Origin of the sequence: Nocardia sp. NPDC049149 (assembly GCF_043197455.1) — a bacterium.
GTDB lineage: Bacteria > Actinomycetota > Actinomycetes > Mycobacteriales > Mycobacteriaceae > Nocardia.
This window is the reverse complement of record NZ_JBICTD010000001.1, coordinates 911,093-927,548: the sequence shown is the minus strand read 5'-3', so window position 1 is coordinate 927,548 and position 16,456 is coordinate 911,093. Positions and strand designations below refer to the sequence as shown.

Annotated in this window: 16 protein-coding genes; 7 read left to right on the top strand and 9 right to left on the bottom strand. The window is 66.0% G+C overall.

All coding sequences use genetic code 11. The features are described from left to right. Window positions 1-39 precede the first annotated feature (39 nt). The gene (locus ACGFNJ_RS04400) at window positions 40-504 is read right to left on the bottom strand and encodes an NUDIX hydrolase (protein WP_393443224.1); all 465 of its coding nucleotides are present in this window, start codon (window positions 502-504) and stop codon (window positions 40-42) included. A gap of 259 nt (window positions 505-763) precedes the next feature. On the opposite strand from ACGFNJ_RS04400, the gene ACGFNJ_RS04395 reads away from it, so the two are divergent. Beyond that, window positions 764-1,537, top strand: a complete 774-nt coding sequence (locus ACGFNJ_RS04395) for a pirin family protein (RefSeq protein ID WP_393443761.1) — start codon at window positions 764-766, stop codon at window positions 1,535-1,537. A gap of 116 nt (window positions 1,538-1,653) precedes the next feature. Beyond that, a complete protein-coding gene (locus ACGFNJ_RS04390) occupies window positions 1,654-2,121 on the top strand; it encodes a DUF4190 domain-containing protein (protein ID WP_393443222.1) in 468 nt (155 codons plus the stop codon). Between the two features lie 80 nt (window positions 2,122-2,201). On the opposite strand, the gene ACGFNJ_RS04385 is transcribed toward ACGFNJ_RS04390, so the two are convergent. Next, window positions 2,202-2,708, bottom strand: coding sequence for a hypothetical protein (locus tag ACGFNJ_RS04385; protein WP_393443220.1), 507 nt, complete (start codon window positions 2,706-2,708; stop codon window positions 2,202-2,204). A gap of 135 nt (window positions 2,709-2,843) precedes the next feature. Here ACGFNJ_RS04385 and ACGFNJ_RS04380 point away from each other — a divergent pair, with 135 nt between their 5' ends. The 4 genes from ACGFNJ_RS04380 to ACGFNJ_RS04365 all read left to right on the top strand — a co-directional run bounded on the left by ACGFNJ_RS04380 (window position 2,844) and on the right by ACGFNJ_RS04365 (window position 6,903). Beyond that, window positions 2,844-3,695, top strand: coding sequence for a helix-turn-helix domain-containing protein (locus ACGFNJ_RS04380; RefSeq protein WP_393443218.1), 852 nt, complete (start codon window positions 2,844-2,846; stop codon window positions 3,693-3,695). 10 nt (window positions 3,696-3,705) lie between these two features. Continuing rightward, complete coding sequence (locus ACGFNJ_RS04375; RefSeq protein ID WP_393443216.1) at window positions 3,706-4,086, top strand: DUF397 domain-containing protein; 381 nt, start codon at window positions 3,706-3,708, stop codon at window positions 4,084-4,086. Between the two features lie 138 nt (window positions 4,087-4,224). Next, a complete protein-coding gene (locus ACGFNJ_RS04370; RefSeq protein ID WP_393443214.1) occupies window positions 4,225-6,243 on the top strand; it encodes a M13 family metallopeptidase in 2,019 nt (672 codons plus the stop codon). 165 nt (window positions 6,244-6,408) lie between these two features. Beyond that, complete coding sequence (locus ACGFNJ_RS04365) at window positions 6,409-6,903, top strand: SRPBCC domain-containing protein (RefSeq protein WP_393443212.1); 495 nt, start codon at window positions 6,409-6,411, stop codon at window positions 6,901-6,903. A gap of 12 nt (window positions 6,904-6,915) precedes the next feature. On the opposite strand, the gene ACGFNJ_RS04360 is transcribed toward ACGFNJ_RS04365, so the two are convergent. The 7 genes from ACGFNJ_RS04360 to ACGFNJ_RS04330 all read right to left on the bottom strand — a co-directional run bounded on the left by ACGFNJ_RS04360 (window position 6,916) and on the right by ACGFNJ_RS04330 (window position 15,482). Continuing rightward, window positions 6,916-7,995 carry an ABC transporter ATP-binding protein gene (locus ACGFNJ_RS04360; protein ID WP_393443210.1) on the bottom strand — a complete coding sequence of 360 codons (1,080 nt, stop codon included), beginning with the start codon at window positions 7,993-7,995 and terminating at the stop codon, window positions 6,916-6,918. Window positions 7,996-8,103: 108 nt separating this feature from the next. Further along, window positions 8,104-9,432 carry an ABC transporter substrate-binding protein gene (locus tag ACGFNJ_RS04355; RefSeq protein WP_393443208.1) on the bottom strand — a complete coding sequence of 443 codons (1,329 nt, stop codon included), beginning with the start codon at window positions 9,430-9,432 and terminating at the stop codon, window positions 8,104-8,106. Window positions 9,433-9,441: 9 nt separating this feature from the next. After that, window positions 9,442-10,233, bottom strand: coding sequence for a carbohydrate ABC transporter permease (locus tag ACGFNJ_RS04350; protein ID WP_245746227.1), 792 nt, complete (start codon window positions 10,231-10,233; stop codon window positions 9,442-9,444). An 86-nt stretch (window positions 10,234-10,319) separates the two neighbouring features. Further along, window positions 10,320-11,249, bottom strand: a complete 930-nt coding sequence (locus ACGFNJ_RS04345) for a carbohydrate ABC transporter permease (protein WP_393443206.1) — start codon at window positions 11,247-11,249, stop codon at window positions 10,320-10,322. A gap of 291 nt (window positions 11,250-11,540) precedes the next feature. Then, a complete protein-coding gene (locus tag ACGFNJ_RS04340) occupies window positions 11,541-12,377 on the bottom strand; it encodes a L,D-transpeptidase (protein WP_393443204.1) in 837 nt (278 codons plus the stop codon). 369 nt (window positions 12,378-12,746) lie between these two features. Beyond that, a complete protein-coding gene (locus ACGFNJ_RS04335; protein ID WP_393443202.1) occupies window positions 12,747-14,123 on the bottom strand; it encodes a cytochrome P450 in 1,377 nt (458 codons plus the stop codon). 84 nt (window positions 14,124-14,207) lie between these two features. Beyond that, complete coding sequence (locus ACGFNJ_RS04330) at window positions 14,208-15,482, bottom strand: serine hydrolase domain-containing protein (RefSeq protein ID WP_393443759.1); 1,275 nt, start codon at window positions 15,480-15,482, stop codon at window positions 14,208-14,210. Between the two features lie 346 nt (window positions 15,483-15,828). Here ACGFNJ_RS04330 and ACGFNJ_RS04325 point away from each other — a divergent pair, with 346 nt between their 5' ends. Next, window positions 15,829-16,443 carry a hypothetical protein gene (locus ACGFNJ_RS04325; RefSeq protein WP_393443200.1) on the top strand — a complete coding sequence of 205 codons (615 nt, stop codon included), beginning with the start codon at window positions 15,829-15,831 and terminating at the stop codon, window positions 16,441-16,443. Window positions 16,444-16,456: the final 13 nt, after the last annotated feature.

The window sequence follows — 16,456 nt, the reverse complement described above, 5'->3', positions numbered from 1 at the left end:
ACGCCGTGAGGTTAGTTGCTTCCGTGACGTCGTGCCGAATCAGTGCGCGTCGGTGACCAGCGCGCTGACCGCCTCGCGCATGTCCGGCGCCATCGGCAGTTCGTCGAGGATGTCGGCGTCGATCCAGGCGAACGCGTCGTGTTCGCCGGGCGCCAGCGCCACCTCACCGGGTTCGACGTCGACCATGAAGCTGTATTTGCGGACCCGCGCCTTGGTTCTGGTGGCGTAGTCGAAGCCGCCGAGAAAGTCGGTGATGGTGCGGACTCGCAGGCCGGTTTCCTCGAACAGCTCCCTGGCCACACACTCGGCGAACGTTTCATCGGATTCGACTCCGCCGCCGGGTAGTTCGTACATGCCGCCGTGGTAATCGTCGGGGACGCGACGGACCACCAGAAGTTTGCGGTCGCGGAAAACCGCGACGCCGACGACGAAATGGGCGATGCCGTCCCGGCGGGCTTCGCTGCGGAGCTGTCGCTCGATGCGGTCGAGCGCTTCGGGTCGCATTCGTTCGTCACCTCCGGTTTCGTTGCCGCACATCATGTTACGAAGCCGGGGCCGATTCGGCAGTGGACAGCGCGGTGGTCACCGCCGAGGTCGTGCGCCGCTTCGACGTACCGGTTGGTTCTGCTCGCCTGACGTTCACCCACTGGTCGCTCGCGTAAAATACCGAGTGCAGGACAATTTACTAGGAATATGGAGTACCGCCACGGAAGTGCTCCTACCCTGAAAGGTGATCGGTGCACGGCCCGAGAGGAGGACCATGATGTCCACACTCACGACCCCACACATCGACGTCCATCGAGCCGGCGACCGCATGAAGACGCGGATTTCGTGGCTGGATTCCAAGCATTCGTTCTCGTTCGGCGAGCACTACGATCCCGACAACACCCACCACGGTTTGCTGCTCGTCAACAACGATGATGTCGTTTCCCCCGGTCAAGGCTTTGATACCCATCCGCACCGGGACATGGAGATCGTGACCTGGGTGCTCGGCGGCAGCCTGGTGCACCAGGACTCGCTCGGCCACAGCGGCGTGATCTACCCGGGGCTGGCGCAGCGGATGAGCGCGGGCACCGGCATCCTGCATTCGGAGAAGAACGACTCGTGGCGGCTCGGCGGCACCGAGCACGCGGAGCCGGTGCATTTCGTGCAGATGTGGGTGGTCCCGGACGAGCCAGGCCTGACCCCCGGCTATCAGCAGCTGGAGATCGATGACAGCTTGGCGGCAGGCGGCCTGGTGACGGTGGCCGCGGGCCTGCCGCGCTACCGCGATCGCACCGCTATCGCGATCAACAGCAGCCACGCGGCCTTCCACGTGGCCCGCATGTCCGGCGATCCCGAGCAGGCGATCGATCTGCCCGACGCACCGTACCTGCACGTTTTCGTCGCCCGCGGCGAGGTGGAGATGGAGGGCGTCGGCACGCTGGACGAGGGCGACGCGGTCCGGCTGACCAGGACCGGCGGCCAGCGGGTCCTCGCGCGCAGGCCTTCGGAAATTCTGGTGTGGGAGATGCACGCGCGGCTCGGTGCTCAATAGCAGGAAGGGCATTAACATCCGCCGGTAGTGCATGCGATCAGTAGGCGATCCCCGCGCACTCCTTCGGACTCCGTCGTCCGGAGGCGCAGTGCGAGGCACTGACGGAGAGGAAGTCCATGTCGCAGTATCCGCCCCCGCCCCCCGGTCAGTACCCGCCGCCCGGGTATCCACCGCAGGGCGGTTATCCCGGCGGGCAGCCCGCTTGGCAGGAGTCGCCGAAGGGTAAAGGCCTGGCGATCACCGCCCTTGTCCTCGGCATCCTTGCTCTGCTCAGTTGCTGGACGCTGGTCGGCGGTTACCTCTTCGGCGTTCTCGCGATCATCTTCGGCCTCATCGCGGCGGTGCGTTCGGGCGGCAAGGGCATGGCGATCACCGGTTTGGTGCTCGGCGCGCTCGGCCTGATCGCCGCGATCGTGTTCACCATCGTCGGCTACAGCTTCTTCGTCAAAACCGGTGGCAAGGATCTCGTCGACTGCCTGAACAAGGCGGGCAACGACCAGTCGAAGATCGAGCAGTGCGAGCGGGACTGGAACCAGAACATCGAAGACCGCTTCAGCATCACGCTCACGCCTGCGCCTCGCTAGCGCTCGGCTCCGGCGTGAGCGTGCAAGCATCGCTGTATTTTCTGGTTCGCTCGCTGACGCTCCCTCACGGACGCCGCGCCCTACCCCTTGATCGCCGCGCAGGCCCTCGTTGCGGCGAGAACATCGCCGAGGTCGCGGCGAAAGTCGCTCTCGGGCGCGGCAATCCAGCTGCGATAGCCGGTGTTCTCGTCGGTCGGCGAGGGCAGCACGATGCTGCTGCCCGGCAGCGCGACCGCAGCGCAGACCCGGAACAGGTCAGCGAAGAGTTCGGTGTCCAGATACGAGTTGTCGGTCGGGCCGGTCAGGAAGGTCCATCGGTCCGAGCGCGGGTGCGCGATGATCGGGCCCGGCCGCTGCTCGGGCGGGGTGGCGATGAGTCGCGCGCGCACTTGTTTGCCGAGGGCGGCGGGCATCACCACCGCCCCGACAGCACCGATCTCCAACATGATTCGGCCGAGCGCGGGATCGACGATGCCGTAGAGGCCGTGCTCCTTGCGATACCGGCGGCAGCGGGCGATGGCGTCCTGAATCGCCGTGTAATCCGTGATTGCCGGCGGATTGCCTGGCTCAGTGCGGGGAATACTCATGACGAACCTCGCCTCGATGCGGGTGGATCGCGTGAAGTGGGGAGAATCGACCGCTGAGACCAGACCATAGTGCGGTGCTACCTGCTTGACAATAGTCACACGCCGGTGAGTCGGCGGCGCGTACGATCGCCTGTCATGGCACCCGTCTCGCCTACTGTTGCCCGCTGGGAACTGGTGTTGCGGCTGCGGGAGCTACGCGAGCAACGCGGCTTCGATTCTGCGGGTTTCGCCAAGCGGGTCGGCTTCACCCCGGCCAACTGGTCGCACGTGGAAAAGGGCAGGCGCGTGCTCACCACCAACACCATCGGCCCGGTGCTCGAGCTGCTCGAGGTGGGGGCCGAGGAACGCGAGGAACTGGTCGCGCTGCTCGACGCGAGCAAGGAACGCGGCTGGTGGACCAAGGCGTCCGCGCTGATCGGCCCCGAACTGCAGCGGCTCTACGGCATGGAATCCGGCGCGCAGAGCATTCGCAGCTACGACAGCCTGATTGTGCCTGGCCTGCTGCAGACCGAGGACTATGCCCGCGCGTTGATCAGCGCCGATGTGATGATCCGGCCGGTGCAGGTCGAGCAGCTGGTCGCGATCCGGATGCGCAGGCAGCAGCGGTTGCGCGACGCCGAGCCGGTGGAGCTGACCGCGGTGATCGGCGAGGGCACGCTGCGGCAGCAAACCGGGGGCGGCGAGGTGCTGCGCGGGCAGCTCACCCATCTGGCCACCCTGATCGACGAACTCGACACCGTCGAGGTGCGGGTCATCCCGTTCGCCGCCCCTGCGGGCGCGGTGCTCGGCGGGTCCAGTTTTCACCTCATCGACTTCGCCGGTGCGCGCTTGCCGACCTTCGGCTGGGCGGAGAGCGCGGTGTTCGGTGGCGCGGTCGACGACCCCGATCTGGTGCGCGATCTGAGCTTCGCTTACGTTCGCGCACAAGAGCAATCGCTGGACCGTGACGAGTCATCGAGCCTGATCAGGACCTATGCGCGCGTGTAAAATCCAGCCCATGGCCACCACCGCAACCCCCCGGTCGGTTTTCACTGATTGGTTCACGTCGACTCGGTCGAACAACGGCAATCAATGTGTCGAGGTTCGCTTCGAGGGCGACGCGGTGCTCATCAGAGACAGCAAATACCGCCGCAATCCGGCCAACCACCCCGCCGAAGAGCCCATCATCACCATCTCCGCGCACGAATGGACTGCCTTCCTCGACACGCTGCGGGCGCGCAGCCGAACGAGCGGTGCGTTGATCGCGCACACCGCCGCCGACGGCAGCACCACAGTGCGGCACGGCACCACTGTTCTCGACTACACCCCGCAGGAGTGGGATGCCTTCCTGCTCGGCGTGCACGACGGCGAGTTCGATCGCGTCGCACTGGCTGTCTGACCTACCCCACCGCTGATCCCCCCGGCCGTTCGCGGCCGGGGGCCTACTTTCCCACTGCTCCTCAGACCCGGCCGCTCAGGCTGCCATCCCTATGCCGACTTCGTCGGCCACTCCCCGCCCGTGGGCATACTGGAGAGCGTGACTTCCGAGCTGACCAGTCCTTCCGGTATTGATCTGACCTATCTAGACCAGGGTGTACGGGTACAGGACGACCTGTTCGCGCATGTCAACGGCGCATGGCTGGACGACTACGAGATTCCGGCCGACCGCGCGGTGGACGGCGCCTTCCGCACGCTGTACGACCAGGCGGAGTTGGACGTCCAAGCGATCATCCAGAACGCGTCCGCCGAGTCCGCGGCACCCGGCTCCGATGCCCGCAAGATCGGCGACCTCTACACCAGCTTCATGGACACCGACGCCGTCGCGGTGGCGGGTCTCACGCCGATCGCAGGCGAGCTGGCCGCGATTCACGAGATCGCCGACCGCAGCGCGTTCGCCGGGCTGCTCGGCAGGCTGCAGCGCACCGGCGTCGGCGGGGCCGTCGGGGTGTATGTCGACACCGACGACAAGGACTCCAGCCGCTACCTGGCACATGCCACCCAGTCCGGCATCGGCCTGCCTGACGAGTCGTATTACCGCCAGGACGAATACGCCGACATCCGCACCGAGTACATCGCGCACATCGGGCGCGTATTCGCGTTGGCCGCCGCCGATCCCGGGATCGCCGCGGTGCTGCCCGCCGACCTGGACACGGTCGGGCAGCGGGTGTTCGAGCTGGAACGCAAGTTGGCCGCCGGGCACTGGGATGTGGTGCGCCGCAGGGACGCCGAACGCAGCTACAACCTGACCACATTCGCCGAGCTGGTCGCCGCGCATCCCGAGTTCGATTGGGCGGCGTGGACGTCGGGTCTCACCGAAGGCACCGAAAAGTCCGGTCCCGAGGTCTTCGCCGAGGTCGTGGTCCGGCAGCCGGACTACCTGGACACCTTCGCCGAGGTGTGGTCGGCGCAGTCGCAGGCGGACTGGCAGGCCTGGGCCGCGTGGCGGGTGTTCCGTTCGCGCGCACCGTATCTCACCGACGCGTTCGTCGAGGAGAGCTTCGGCTTCTACGGGCGCACGCTCACCGGCGCGCAGGAAAACCGGGAGCGCTGGAAGCGCGGTGTCGGTCTCGTGCAGGATCTGCTCGGCGAGGCAGTCGGCAAACTGTATGTTGCGCAACACTTCCCGCCGGAGGCCAAGGCCAGGATGGTGGAGCTGGTCGCCAACCTGCAGGAGGCTTACCGCCGCAACATCGCGCAGCTGGACTGGATGGGGCCGGACACCAGGGCGGCCGCGCTGGCCAAGCTCGAGAAGTTCACCCCGAAGATCGGCTACCCGGACACCTGGCGCGACTACTCGGACGTGGTCATCGATCCGGCCGATCTCGTCGGCAACTTCCGCAGCGGTTACGCCGCCGATCACGATCGCGACCTGAACAAGCTCGGCGGTCCGGTCGATCGCGGCGAATGGTTCATGACACCGCAGACCGTGAATGCCTACTACAACCCCGGCATGAACGAAATCGTCTTCCCTGCCGCGATTCTGCAGCCGCCGTTCTTCGACATGAATGCCGACGACGCCGCCAATTACGGCGGTATCGGCGCGGTGATCGGCCACGAGATCGGCCACGGTTTCGACGATCAGGGCGCCAAGTACGACGGCGACGGCAACATGATCGACTGGTGGACCGACGACGACCGCACCGAATTCGGCAAGCGGACAAAGGCTTTGATCGACCAGTACGACGTGCTGTCGCCCAAGGACCTCGCCGACGAGCACACCGTCAACGGTGAATTCACCATCGGCGAGAACATCGGTGACCTCGGCGGCCTTTCCATCGCCCTGCAGGCCTACCAGATCTCCCTCGACGGCGCCGAGGCCCCGATCATCGACGGCCTCACCGGCTTGCAGCGCGTCTTCTACGGCTGGGCCCAGGTCTGGCGCACCAAGGCGCGCACCGAGGAGGCCATCCGCCGCCTCGCCGTCGACCCGCACTCCCCGCCGGAGTTCCGCTGCAACGCCGTCGTCCGCAACATCGACAGCTTCCACGAGGCTTTCGACGTCAAGGAAGGCGACGCCTTGTATTTGGCACCCGCCGAACGCGTCAAAATCTGGTAATCCGCGCCACGGTAGCCGAGGGCATTACTGCCCACGTAATGTCCTCGGCCCGCTGCGTCCAATAGCCGCCATGGCAGCGACTTTCCGAATCCGACTCCGTACTGTCAGCCGTGCACCGAAAGATAGCGGGCTCCCCCGCAGACACGGTCGACCCAGGGAGAGCCCATGGCGAGCACACTGTTCTACTCCGGTCCGGATCTAGCGACGCTGCACCGGGATTACGCCATCGAGGGCCGTATCGACGCTGCCGCACCGATCACCAGCTCGCACGAGATCGTGATCGACGCACCTGTCGCGTCCGTCTGGTCGATCCTCGTCGACGTGCGCAACTGGCCGACCTGGTACCCCGGCTTCACGCTGAAATCTCTCACCGAGGTCACCCCGGGCGGCACCTTTCAGTGGCAGATCGGCAGCGGCGCAGTGCAGTCCACGTTTGCTGTCGTCACCCCGGACCGCGAACTGACCTGGTCCGGAAAAGCCCTCTGGATCAAGGCAATAGACCGCCACACCCTCGAACCACTCGACGAAAACCGCACCAAAGTCACCGTTGCCGAATCCATGGGTGGCCTACTGCTGCCCCTCTTCTACAGCAACGCCAAGGTCCGCCAGGTCCAAGAGGTCCGGCTGAACGCGCTCAAAGCGGCGGCGGAAAAGGCTTGAACACCAAGCGGCTCAGTGGAGGCGGAGGCCGGTGGTGGCGTCGAAGAAGAAGATCTCTTCGAGTTTGGGGGTGAGGCGGAGGCGGTCGCCGAGGGCGACTTGGAAGCGGCGGTCGACCCGCGCAACGACCTTGCCGGACTGGCTGTTCCAGTCTTCGGCGACGCCGTGGCTGTAGACGAAGGATTCGGCGCCGAGCTCTTCGAGGAGCTCGGCGGCGACGGTGAGACCGTCCTGCTCGGTGGTGACCTCCCAGGATTCCGGGCGGATGCCGACGGTGACCCGGCTGCCGGTTTTCGCGGTGGGCGGCAACGGGATTCGCAGGTCGTCCAGCACGGCGGCGCCGTCGCGGACCGGGGCGTCGAGCAGGTTCATGCCCGGTGAGCCGATAAAGCCTGCGACGAAGGTGTTGACCGGGTTGTCGTACAGCTCCCGTGGCGCGGCGATCTGCTGGAGCTTACCGTCGAGCAGGACGGCGACCCGGTCGCCCATGGTCATGGCCTCGACCTGATCGTGGGTGACGTAGACCGTGGTGGTGCCGAGTCGCTTTTGCAGCGCGGCGATTTGCGAGCGGGTGCTGACGCGGAGTTTGGCGTCGAGGTTGGACAGCGGCTCATCCATGCAGAAAACCTGCGGCCTGCGGACGATGGCGCGGCCCATAGCGACGCGTTGGCGTTGGCCGCCGGACAGTTTCGCCGGTTTCCGATCGAGCAGCGGTTCGAGCTCGAGCATCTTGGCCGCCTCTTGCACCCGAACCAGGGTGTCGGCCTTGCTCATTCCCGCGTTGCGCAGCGCGAAGCCCATGTTCTGCGCGACAGTCATGTTCGGGTACAGCGCATAGCTCTGGAACACCATCGCCACGTCCCTGGCCCGCGGCGGCAGACCGGTGACGTCGTTGCCGCCGATGAGGATGCGACCGGCTTCCACCGATTCGAGCCCGGCAAGCATGCGCAGGCTGGTCGACTTCCCACAGCCCGATGGACCGACGAGAACGATGAATTCCCCGTCGGCGATGTCGATCTCCAGGCTGTCGACCGCGGGCGTCGGCGCGCCGGGGTACAGGTGCGTCACCCCGTCGAACTGCACTGTGGCCATGGGCGTCGATCTCCTCGTGTGAACCTTCGGGGACGGCAAGCCGACCGAGTCGGCAGGGGCGGTGTGCTCCGGCGGCGGCCACCTGGGTGGCCGCCACCGGTACGGGTGCTACTTGGGCAGCTTCGGCGTGATCTGCCGGTCGATGATGGCTTGCAGCTGCCCGGTGAGGCCGGCGAAAACCGTTGCCGGGTCCTGGTTCTGCAGGCCGATCTGCTCGAGCGCGGTGCCGATGAGCTGGTCGCCGCCCGGCACGAACACCCGGGCGTAGTCCTGCGACTTGGTCACGGCCAACTGGTCGATGGCGACCTTCGCCCTCGGGTTCTTCGCCAGGAAGTCCTGCTCGCTCGGATCGCTGACCGCAGACTTGCGCACCGGCATGTACCCGGTGTTCTGCGAGAAGTACGCGGTGTTGGTCGGGTTGGTGATGAACTCGATGAACTTGAGCGCGTTCATCTTCCGCTCGTCGGAGATGCGCGCCGGGATCGCGAGGCCCGCGCCGCCGGTGGTGACGCCCGGCCCGTTCGGGTGCGGCAGGAACGCGGTGCCGAACTGCAGCTTGCCTTCCGCGTTCTGCGTGATGCCCTTGAGGTCACCGGTGGAGGCGATGGTGGAGGCGATCACGCCTGCGCCGAAGTCGACGGCGATCTGCGGCTTGATGCCCGCGTACTTCTTGGTGTGGATCGAGTCGCGGAAGAACTGCGCGGACGCGATGGTGGCCGGGTCGTTGAACTTCAGCGCCCACTTGTCGGAGTACGCACCGCCGAAGGTCCAGTTGGGACCCTGGAACGTCCAGGCGAGGTAGTTCTTGGCGTCGCCCCAGCCGTGCGCGAGCTTGCCCTCGCCGACGACCGACTGGATCTTCGGGCCCCACTCGTCGAATTCCTGCCAGCTGTTCGGACCACGGTCCGGCAGACCGGCTTTCGCCCAGACGTCCTTGTTGTAGTAGAACAGCGGCGTCGACCGCGAGTACGGCAGCGCGTAGTGCTTGCCGTTGAACAGGTAGTCGGCGGCCAGTGAGTCGACGTAGTCGTCGAGCTGTACACCTGCACCGCTGAAGTGCGCGTCGAGCGGCTCGATGGTGCCGTTGAGCGCGTAGTTGAACCACCAGACATCCGACAGCACAATGACATCGGGCAGCTCACCACCGGAGAGCGCCGCGTTGAACTTCTGCGACACCTCCTCATAATTCTTGCCCGCGTCGATCAGGTTGACCTTCAGGTCGGGGTACTTCGCCTGGAAGCGCTTGATCAGCTCGGTTTCGAAATCCTTCGAAGCACCAGGGTGGTTGGACCAGAAGTTGATGGTCTTGGCGTCGCCGCCCTGCTTGGCGCCACCGCCGCCGCCCGCACACGCGGTGAGCACCGCACCCGCGGTCGCCGCGCCTGCCAGACCGATGAATCCGCGCCGCGACAGTCCGGGGAACTTGGATGGGGACACTGGTTTCTCCTAACCCTTGACCGCACCGGAGGTGAGGCCTTTGATCATGTGACGTTGCAGCACAAGGAACACCACGAGGATCGGCAGCATCGTGAGCAACGTGCCCGCCATCACGGGTCCCCAGTTGGTGACGCTCGGATTCTCGGTGTTCTGCAAGAGGGTGAGGCCGACCGGCAGCGTGGCGACCTCGGGTCCGTCGGCCATCAGGAACGGCCACAGGTATTCGTTCCATTCGTTGACCAGCGTGACCACGGCGAACGCGACCATGGTCGGTCCGGACATCGGCAGCACCACCCTGGTCAGCAGCCGCCACCAGTTGGCGCCGTCCATCCGTGCGGCCTCGATGACCTCCGAGGGCAGCGACAGGAAGTGGTTGCGCATCAAGAAGGTGCCGAACGCGACGCCGCAGAGCGGAACGATGATGCCCTGCAGGGTGTTTCGCCAGCCGAGCTGGGCGATCAGCGCGTAGTTGGAGATCACGGTGATCTGGTTGGGCACCATCAGTGCCGCGATGATCACCAGGAAGATCACCGACTTGCCGGGGAACCGCAGGAAGACGAGCCCGTAGGCGCTGAACACGCCGAGCACGAACTTCACCGCGGAGACGACTCCGGTGACGATCAGCGAGTTGGTCAGGAAGGTCCAGAACGGCAGCTTGGTGGTGGCGTCGGCGTAGTTCTCCGGGCGCCAGCTGTGCGGCCAGTACACCGCGGGCTGCACGTAGATGTCCGGGCGTTCCTTGAACGAGGTGATGACGATCCAGAACAGCGGAACGCCGACGATGATCAGCACGCACACCATGGCCGCGTAGCCGAGCACTGTCACCGCGCGTTGCCGATGCTGGTAGGACAACGGCCGAACCCGCACCGCCGCGGGCGTTTCGATGCTCACTGTTCGTTCCGATCCATGACGCGCACCTGTATCAGCGTGACGACCAGCAGCACCAGGAACATGATGGTGGCCACGGTCGCGCCGTAGCCGGCGCGGAAGTTGACGAAGGATTCCTGATAGACCTGGTAGACCATCGTCGTGGTGCCGGTGCCGAGCGGCCCGCCGCGGGTCATCACGTTGATGATGTCGAAGACCTGCAGCGAATTCAGCAGCACCGTGATCGACAGGAAGAACGTGGTCGGCCGCAGCTGCGGCAGCAATACCTTGGTGAAGGTGGTCCAGCGCGAGGCGCCGTCCATCTCGGCCGCTTCCATCAGCTCGGCCCGAACTCCTTGCAGCGCCGCCAGATAGATGACGAAGGTGTAGCCGAGGTTCTTCCAGATGTAGGTCACCGTCACCATGAACAGCGCCCAGTTCGGGTTCTGGTAGAAGTCGGGCGCCTTCTCGACGCCGAGGCGGTGCAGCACATCTTGGACCAGGCCGAAGCTCGGGTCGAAGATGAACTGGAAGGCGACGCCGATGGCGGCGCCGGAGATCACGAACGGCGCGAAGATGGCCGAGCGGACCACATTGCGGCCGAACAGTTTCCGGTCGAGCAGCATGGCGAGCGCCAGACCGAGGACCATGCTGCCGACCACAGCGGCGAGGGTGAACACCACGGTGTTGGTGACGATCGCCCAGGAATCGGTGCGACCCCACCATTCGGTGTAGTTGTCGAATCCGATGAAGGTGACCAGCGGGTCGGAGATGTTCCAGTCGGTGAACGAGAGCCGGATGTTGTCGACCAACGGCCGGTAAACGAACAGCGTCAGCAGCGCCAGGTTCGGGACGACGAGCACCAGGAACAGGGCGTAGTCCTGCCAGGGCCGGTTGCGCAATCCGCGTCCGCGCGGTGGGGGGAGAACTCGCTCCGGCTTGGCTCGCACGTCGCGCACTCTACGGACTGGAGCAAACAGTCGGTTAACACCACCCGCCGTAACGCTGAACACTCGGAGCACCGGGATAGTGAATCAAAGCCAGACATACCGAACAGCAACTTTGTGAAAATTGATCATTTAGTGCGGAGAGGTTGTGCATCGGTCCACGGGGCGATCCGCCAGCACCTTCGCGCGCAGAATGCGTTCCGTAGCCGCTCGGTAGCTCGCCCGAAAACGACTGCGGCGCGGGACCTTTGCCTCAGGTCCCGCGCCGCAGCGTCGTATTATGTTATCGCGCTATCAGTTCCAGTCGCCCAGACCGTCGCTGGCGCTCAGCGTTCCGCCCTTGGTGTTCTCCACCACGACGGGGTCACCCTTGCGTGAGTTCTCCATGAACCACTTGGCGTTCTCGGTGCTCACGTTCAAGCAGCCGTGGCTGGAGTTGGACACGCCCTGCTGGCCGACCGACCACGGGGCGGCGTGCACGAAGATGCCGCTGTTGGAGATGCGGGTCGCGTACTCGACCTCGAGCTTGTAGCCCTCGGGGTCGGTGACCGGAACGCCGTAGGTGGACGAATCCATGATCATCTTGCGCAGCTGCTCGCCGACGATGTAGATGCCGTTCGGGGTCTCGTGCTTGGTCTTGCCCATCGAGGTCGGCATCGTCTTCACCACCTCACCGTTGCGGGTGATCGTGATGGTGTGGGTGGTGTCGTCGGCGGTGCTGACGAACGCGTCGCCGATCCGGAAGGCGCTGTGCGTGTCGCCCGCCTGCACCTGCACGTCGGTGTTGTCCGGCCAGAAGTCGTTCGGCCGCCAGCGCACCTGCTTGTCGCCGCGCCAGGTGAAGTGGCCAGGCGCGTTCTTGGAGGAGGTCACCTTGATGAATTTCTCGGCGGTCGCGTGGTCGGTGACCGGGTCCTTGAAGTTGATGATGATCGGCTGCGCCACCCCGACGACCTCGCCGTCGGCGATGTTGATCGAGGGCGGCGCGAAGTTCGGCTGCTGCGGACCGGGCGCGGGGGCCGAGCCTGCCGATCCGGATCCGAGCCCGGGAATGGGGTCGGCGGTGGCGGGCGCGACGAGCAGGACACTCGCCGCCGCGATCGTCGCGGACAACAGGGCGCCCGCCCGCATCCTGCGGGTTAGCTGCGCTCTCCGCTGGTGAGCAGGTAGCGACCCGGTGTGCGAAGCGGCATGCATAGGTTTCTCGTCCATTCCATCCCTCGCCCACCCGCACCTTGCGCGCGCGTGAGGAGATCTCTCATTCGGCGTGGCGCCGACACAGTGGCACCACGGGTATTGACGGCCCGACCCTGCTGTCCTTCCTACCGTCCCGGTGCGGCTCGAAGCCAGTTGCGTTTCATAGTGATTCGAGCAGACCGCACGGTGTGGTCGCCGTCACATAACTCGTCACGCATGGGCCGACTTCGTGAAAGTTACCGGTCACGTCGGCGTGTCCGGTTCGCCGCCGAAGCATGCTGGTCCACCGCAATGCTGGGATCGTCAAACAGCTTCGTGATGTAAATCACTCACCACGTCGAACGGAATCGAGTGATGCGGACCGGTTGCTATGTTGTGCGGCACCGCGATTGGCGTACGGCCGTTCGCGTATCGCGGGGTGAGGCGCAGCCGTACTCGGCTGAGAATGGTAGCCAACGAGATTCGCAGTTCGTAGTCCGCCAGCGACGCTCCGACGCAGCGCCGATGGCCACCGCCGAAGGGTGCGAATTCGAAGGGCCGGTACTTGCGCCCGACGAACCGCTCCGGTTGGAAGCGCTGCGCCTGCGACCACACCTGCGGATCCGAATGCAGCAACGGCACGGCGATCCCCATCGTGTCCCCGGCGGCCAGCTCGACACCGCGCAGCACGAACGGCTCGGTCAGCCTGCGCAGCACGATCGGCACCGGCGGGTGCAGGCGCAGGGTTTCCTGACACACCGCGTCGAGATAGGGCAGCCGCGCCAGGTCGAGCGGGTCGGCATCGAGGCCCGCTCCCCGCAACTCGATGCGCAGCAGTTCCAGCGTGGCCGGGTCGCGGTGCAGGTGGTACAGCGCCCAGACCAGCGTGGTCGCGGTGGTCTCGTGCCCGGCGACCACCAGCGTCCGGAGTTGTTCGCACAGTTCGTCATCGGTGCGGTCGGTGTCCGCGGTCTGCAGCAGCAGGCCGAGGATGTCGGTGGCATGGTCCCCGCCGCGTCTGCGCGCGATGTCGGCGCGGATGAGCCGATCCAGCCGTTCGCGGGCCGCGACGAACCGATCCCACGGTGCCCGGCCGAACATCCCGTGGCGCAACACCGGAAGCAGCATCAGCGGCCCGGAGTAGGCGGACAGGAATTCCCCTACGGCACTGAGGTATTCGGCTTGCCGCTGCTGGCTGGACGCCCCGAACACGGCCTCGAGGATCACTCGCAGCGTGATTGCCCGCGCCGCGGCCCGCGAGTCGATGCGGGCACCGGGCCGCCACACCTGCCCCTCGGTGCCGCCCGACAGCTCCCGCAGCGTGGATTCCCGGATGATGGCGCCGTACTCGCGAATCCGCGTGCCGTGGAAGGCAGGCGCGAGCACTGCGCGGTCGCGCCGATGCCGCTCGCCTGCCGTCAGAATCAGTGACGCGCTGCCGACCAGCGGCTCGATCGGATTCGGCCGTGGCGGCTCGACACCGTCGGCCTGGGCGCGGAACAGCTCGCGGGCGCCGTCGGCGGTGCCGGTGAACAGGCCGGTGCCGAAGTTGGGAAAGCGGACGAAGAACGGATCGCCCTCCCTGGCTCTGCGCCAGCGGAAGTACCTGTCGAAGTCGAGGCCTGCGGCCGCCGCGTGCAACAAGAAGAGTCGAGGGTGCCTCGGCTCGCCAGTGCCGGGCGCGGGTGTGCCGACGTCCATATCTATAGATACGAATTCATCGACCTTGCGGTTCGACCGGCCCTGGAGCGCTGGGATGCATCCGACCGAACTTCGACCCGGTCCTCAGCCTTCCGTCTCGTCGACGACAACGGACGGTTTCGCCCGGCGCACTGTATTGCGCGCGGTCGCCGCCAGCCGAGCCAGCCTGGCGTCGCCCAGCGCGGTCACCGCGTTGCCGAGCCGATTGGTGACGAACGCGATCGACATCCCCAGCTCCGGATCGGCGTAGGCGCCGGAACCACCGACGCCGTAGTGGCCGAACGCCTTTCGCGGCTGTTGCTTGGACATCAACACCGGCCGGTGATAGCCGAGGGTGAAACGCAACGGCAAACCGAGCACATAGTCCCTGCTCTCGGCGGGCTGCATCTGGTTGATCGCCTCGATCGTCTCCGGCAGCAGGAACTGCACGGTCTCCTGCCTGCCAGGCCGCTCGACGAAGACCCGGCCGTTGTTGGCCAAGGCACCGTACATCCTGCCGAGCGCCCGCGCCGAGAAGACGCCGTTGAAACCGGGCATCACCGCGTCGTGCACCCTGGGGTCGCGGATCAGCTCGTCGAAGCTCTCCGGCATGCCCGCCTCGGCGATCCCGCGGATCGGCCGGACCCAGGACAGCACCGACGAGGCGGTGTTCCAGCGGATCCCCGGCGGGCTCAGGTGCGGGAAGATCTTGGCGATCCGATACCGCTGGGATTCCGGCACCCGGAACCAGAATTCGTCGAGGCCGAGCGGCTCGGCGATCTCCCTGCGCACCACGTCGGTGAACGGGTCACCGGTGACGCGCTGCACGATCTCGGCGACCAGCCAGCCGAAGGTGATCGCGTGATAGCCGGAGGTGCGGATGCGCCGCGGGTCCGGCGGGCTCTCGGCCAGCGCGGTGATCACCGCGTCGTAGTCGAGGATGCCCTCGCGGCCGGGGACCAGGCCGCGCACGCGATGCAGCCCGGCCCGGTGTGCGAGCACGTCGCGCACCGTGATGTCGCCTTTGCCGTGTGCCCCGAATTCGGGCCAGTAGGTGGCGACCGGGGCGTTGTAGTCGATCAGGCCGCGTTCGGCCAGCCGGTGCACCACGGTGGAGGCGACGCCCTTGCCGGTCGAGAAGGTCAGCGCGACCGTGTCGCCGTTCCAGCGCCGGTCCTTACCTGCCCAGCCGCCCCAGATATCGACCACCGGTTTGCCGTCGAGATACACGGCCAGTGCGCCGCCGCCTCGGCTCGGCTGGGTGAACATGCCGAAGAATTGATCGGCGAGCCGAATGAATCGCGGGTCGACCAGCATCTCTTTGGGCGCGGCCAACTTACCGGCGGCCGGGTCGGCGGCGTCGAAGCCGCCGGCTGCCATTGCCGAAACCATGGGGTCACCTCCTGACCGCCGAGCATCGGGTGCGTCCCTCAGGGTAACCGCTGCGGCGGGTGTGCCCGCGGCAGCGACGGTGCTGGAGTGATCGATGTCGCCCGGCCGTGCTGTTCGGCGAAAATGCTGGTTCCGGGCGCACGCGGTGGGTGGTCGGGCACGCGTCGGCCGCCGTTTATCCCAGATCGGTTGCGAGCGGCTCGATTCCATTGTGAAGTCGACGGGTGTCCGGTTTATGGTGTATGCATGGCGGGGATTTAGAAGCACCGCAATGTTTACTTCGAATTCCCGCGGGGGTGTGAGTTCGGAGCGTTACAGCTCGGGAGGACTGTACGTGTCTGGTCAACTGACGTCGTGGCGTGTCGGATTCGCGGTATTTGTCGCGACTGCCGCCTTGCTGCTGGTCGGCTGTAGTTCCACCATCAGCGGCCGTGCGCAGCCCGCGGTGAACAACGGCACCGTCGACGCCGTCTCGGTCACCAACACACCGAAGGCGTCGCCGAGCCGAACCACCACCGGCAAGCCGTCGACGACCAGCGGAAACACCGACTTCAGCGCCAACATCGGCGACTGCGTCACGCTGGGCGGCACCACCGCCAACGCCACCATCGCGAAGGCGTCGTGCGGGAGCCGGGCGGCAAACTACAAGGTGATCGACAAGAAGTCGAAGAGCAGCCAGTGCTCGGGCGACGCCGACAACTACTACGCCGAGACCCTCAACGGCATCGAGCAGGGCGCGTACTGCCTCGACATCGACTGGGTCGTCGGCGGCTGCATGGATGTCGGCGGCGACGACCCCAAGCGGATCGACTGCGTCGGCGCGGCACCGGTCAAGGGCGTCAAGGTGATCAAGCGGGTCGACGGCGCCAGCGATGTCGGCGCCTGCGACAGCGGCACCGGATATGTCTACGAAGTCCGCCGCTTCGTCATGTGCGTACAAGAGCTCTGACGAGTCTCTCAGC

Coding starts and splice junctions, on each gene's coding strand:
- ACGFNJ_RS04400 (WP_393443224.1), bottom strand. CDS start 504: ATGCGACCCGAAGCGCTCGACCGCATCGAGCGACAGCTCCGCAGCGAA.
- ACGFNJ_RS04395 (WP_393443761.1), top strand. CDS start 764: ATGTCCACACTCACGACCCCACACATCGACGTCCATCGAGCCGGCGAC.
- ACGFNJ_RS04390 (WP_393443222.1), top strand. CDS start 1,654: ATGTCGCAGTATCCGCCCCCGCCCCCCGGTCAGTACCCGCCGCCCGGG.
- ACGFNJ_RS04385 (WP_393443220.1), bottom strand. CDS start 2,708: ATGAGTATTCCCCGCACTGAGCCAGGCAATCCGCCGGCAATCACGGAT.
- ACGFNJ_RS04380 (WP_393443218.1), top strand. CDS start 2,844: ATGGCACCCGTCTCGCCTACTGTTGCCCGCTGGGAACTGGTGTTGCGG.
- ACGFNJ_RS04375 (WP_393443216.1), top strand. CDS start 3,706: ATGGCCACCACCGCAACCCCCCGGTCGGTTTTCACTGATTGGTTCACG.
- ACGFNJ_RS04365 (WP_393443212.1), top strand. CDS start 6,409: ATGGCGAGCACACTGTTCTACTCCGGTCCGGATCTAGCGACGCTGCAC.
- ACGFNJ_RS04360 (WP_393443210.1), bottom strand. CDS start 7,995: ATGGCCACAGTGCAGTTCGACGGGGTGACGCACCTGTACCCCGGCGCG.
- ACGFNJ_RS04350 (WP_245746227.1), bottom strand. CDS start 10,233: ATGGTGTGCGTGCTGATCATCGTCGGCGTTCCGCTGTTCTGGATCGTC.
- ACGFNJ_RS04340 (WP_393443204.1), bottom strand. CDS start 12,377: ATGCGGGCGGGCGCCCTGTTGTCCGCGACGATCGCGGCGGCGAGTGTC.
- ACGFNJ_RS04335 (WP_393443202.1), bottom strand. CDS start 14,123: ATGGACGTCGGCACACCCGCGCCCGGCACTGGCGAGCCGAGGCACCCT.
- ACGFNJ_RS04330 (WP_393443759.1), bottom strand. CDS start 15,482: ATGGCAGCCGGCGGCTTCGACGCCGCCGACCCGGCCGCCGGTAAGTTG.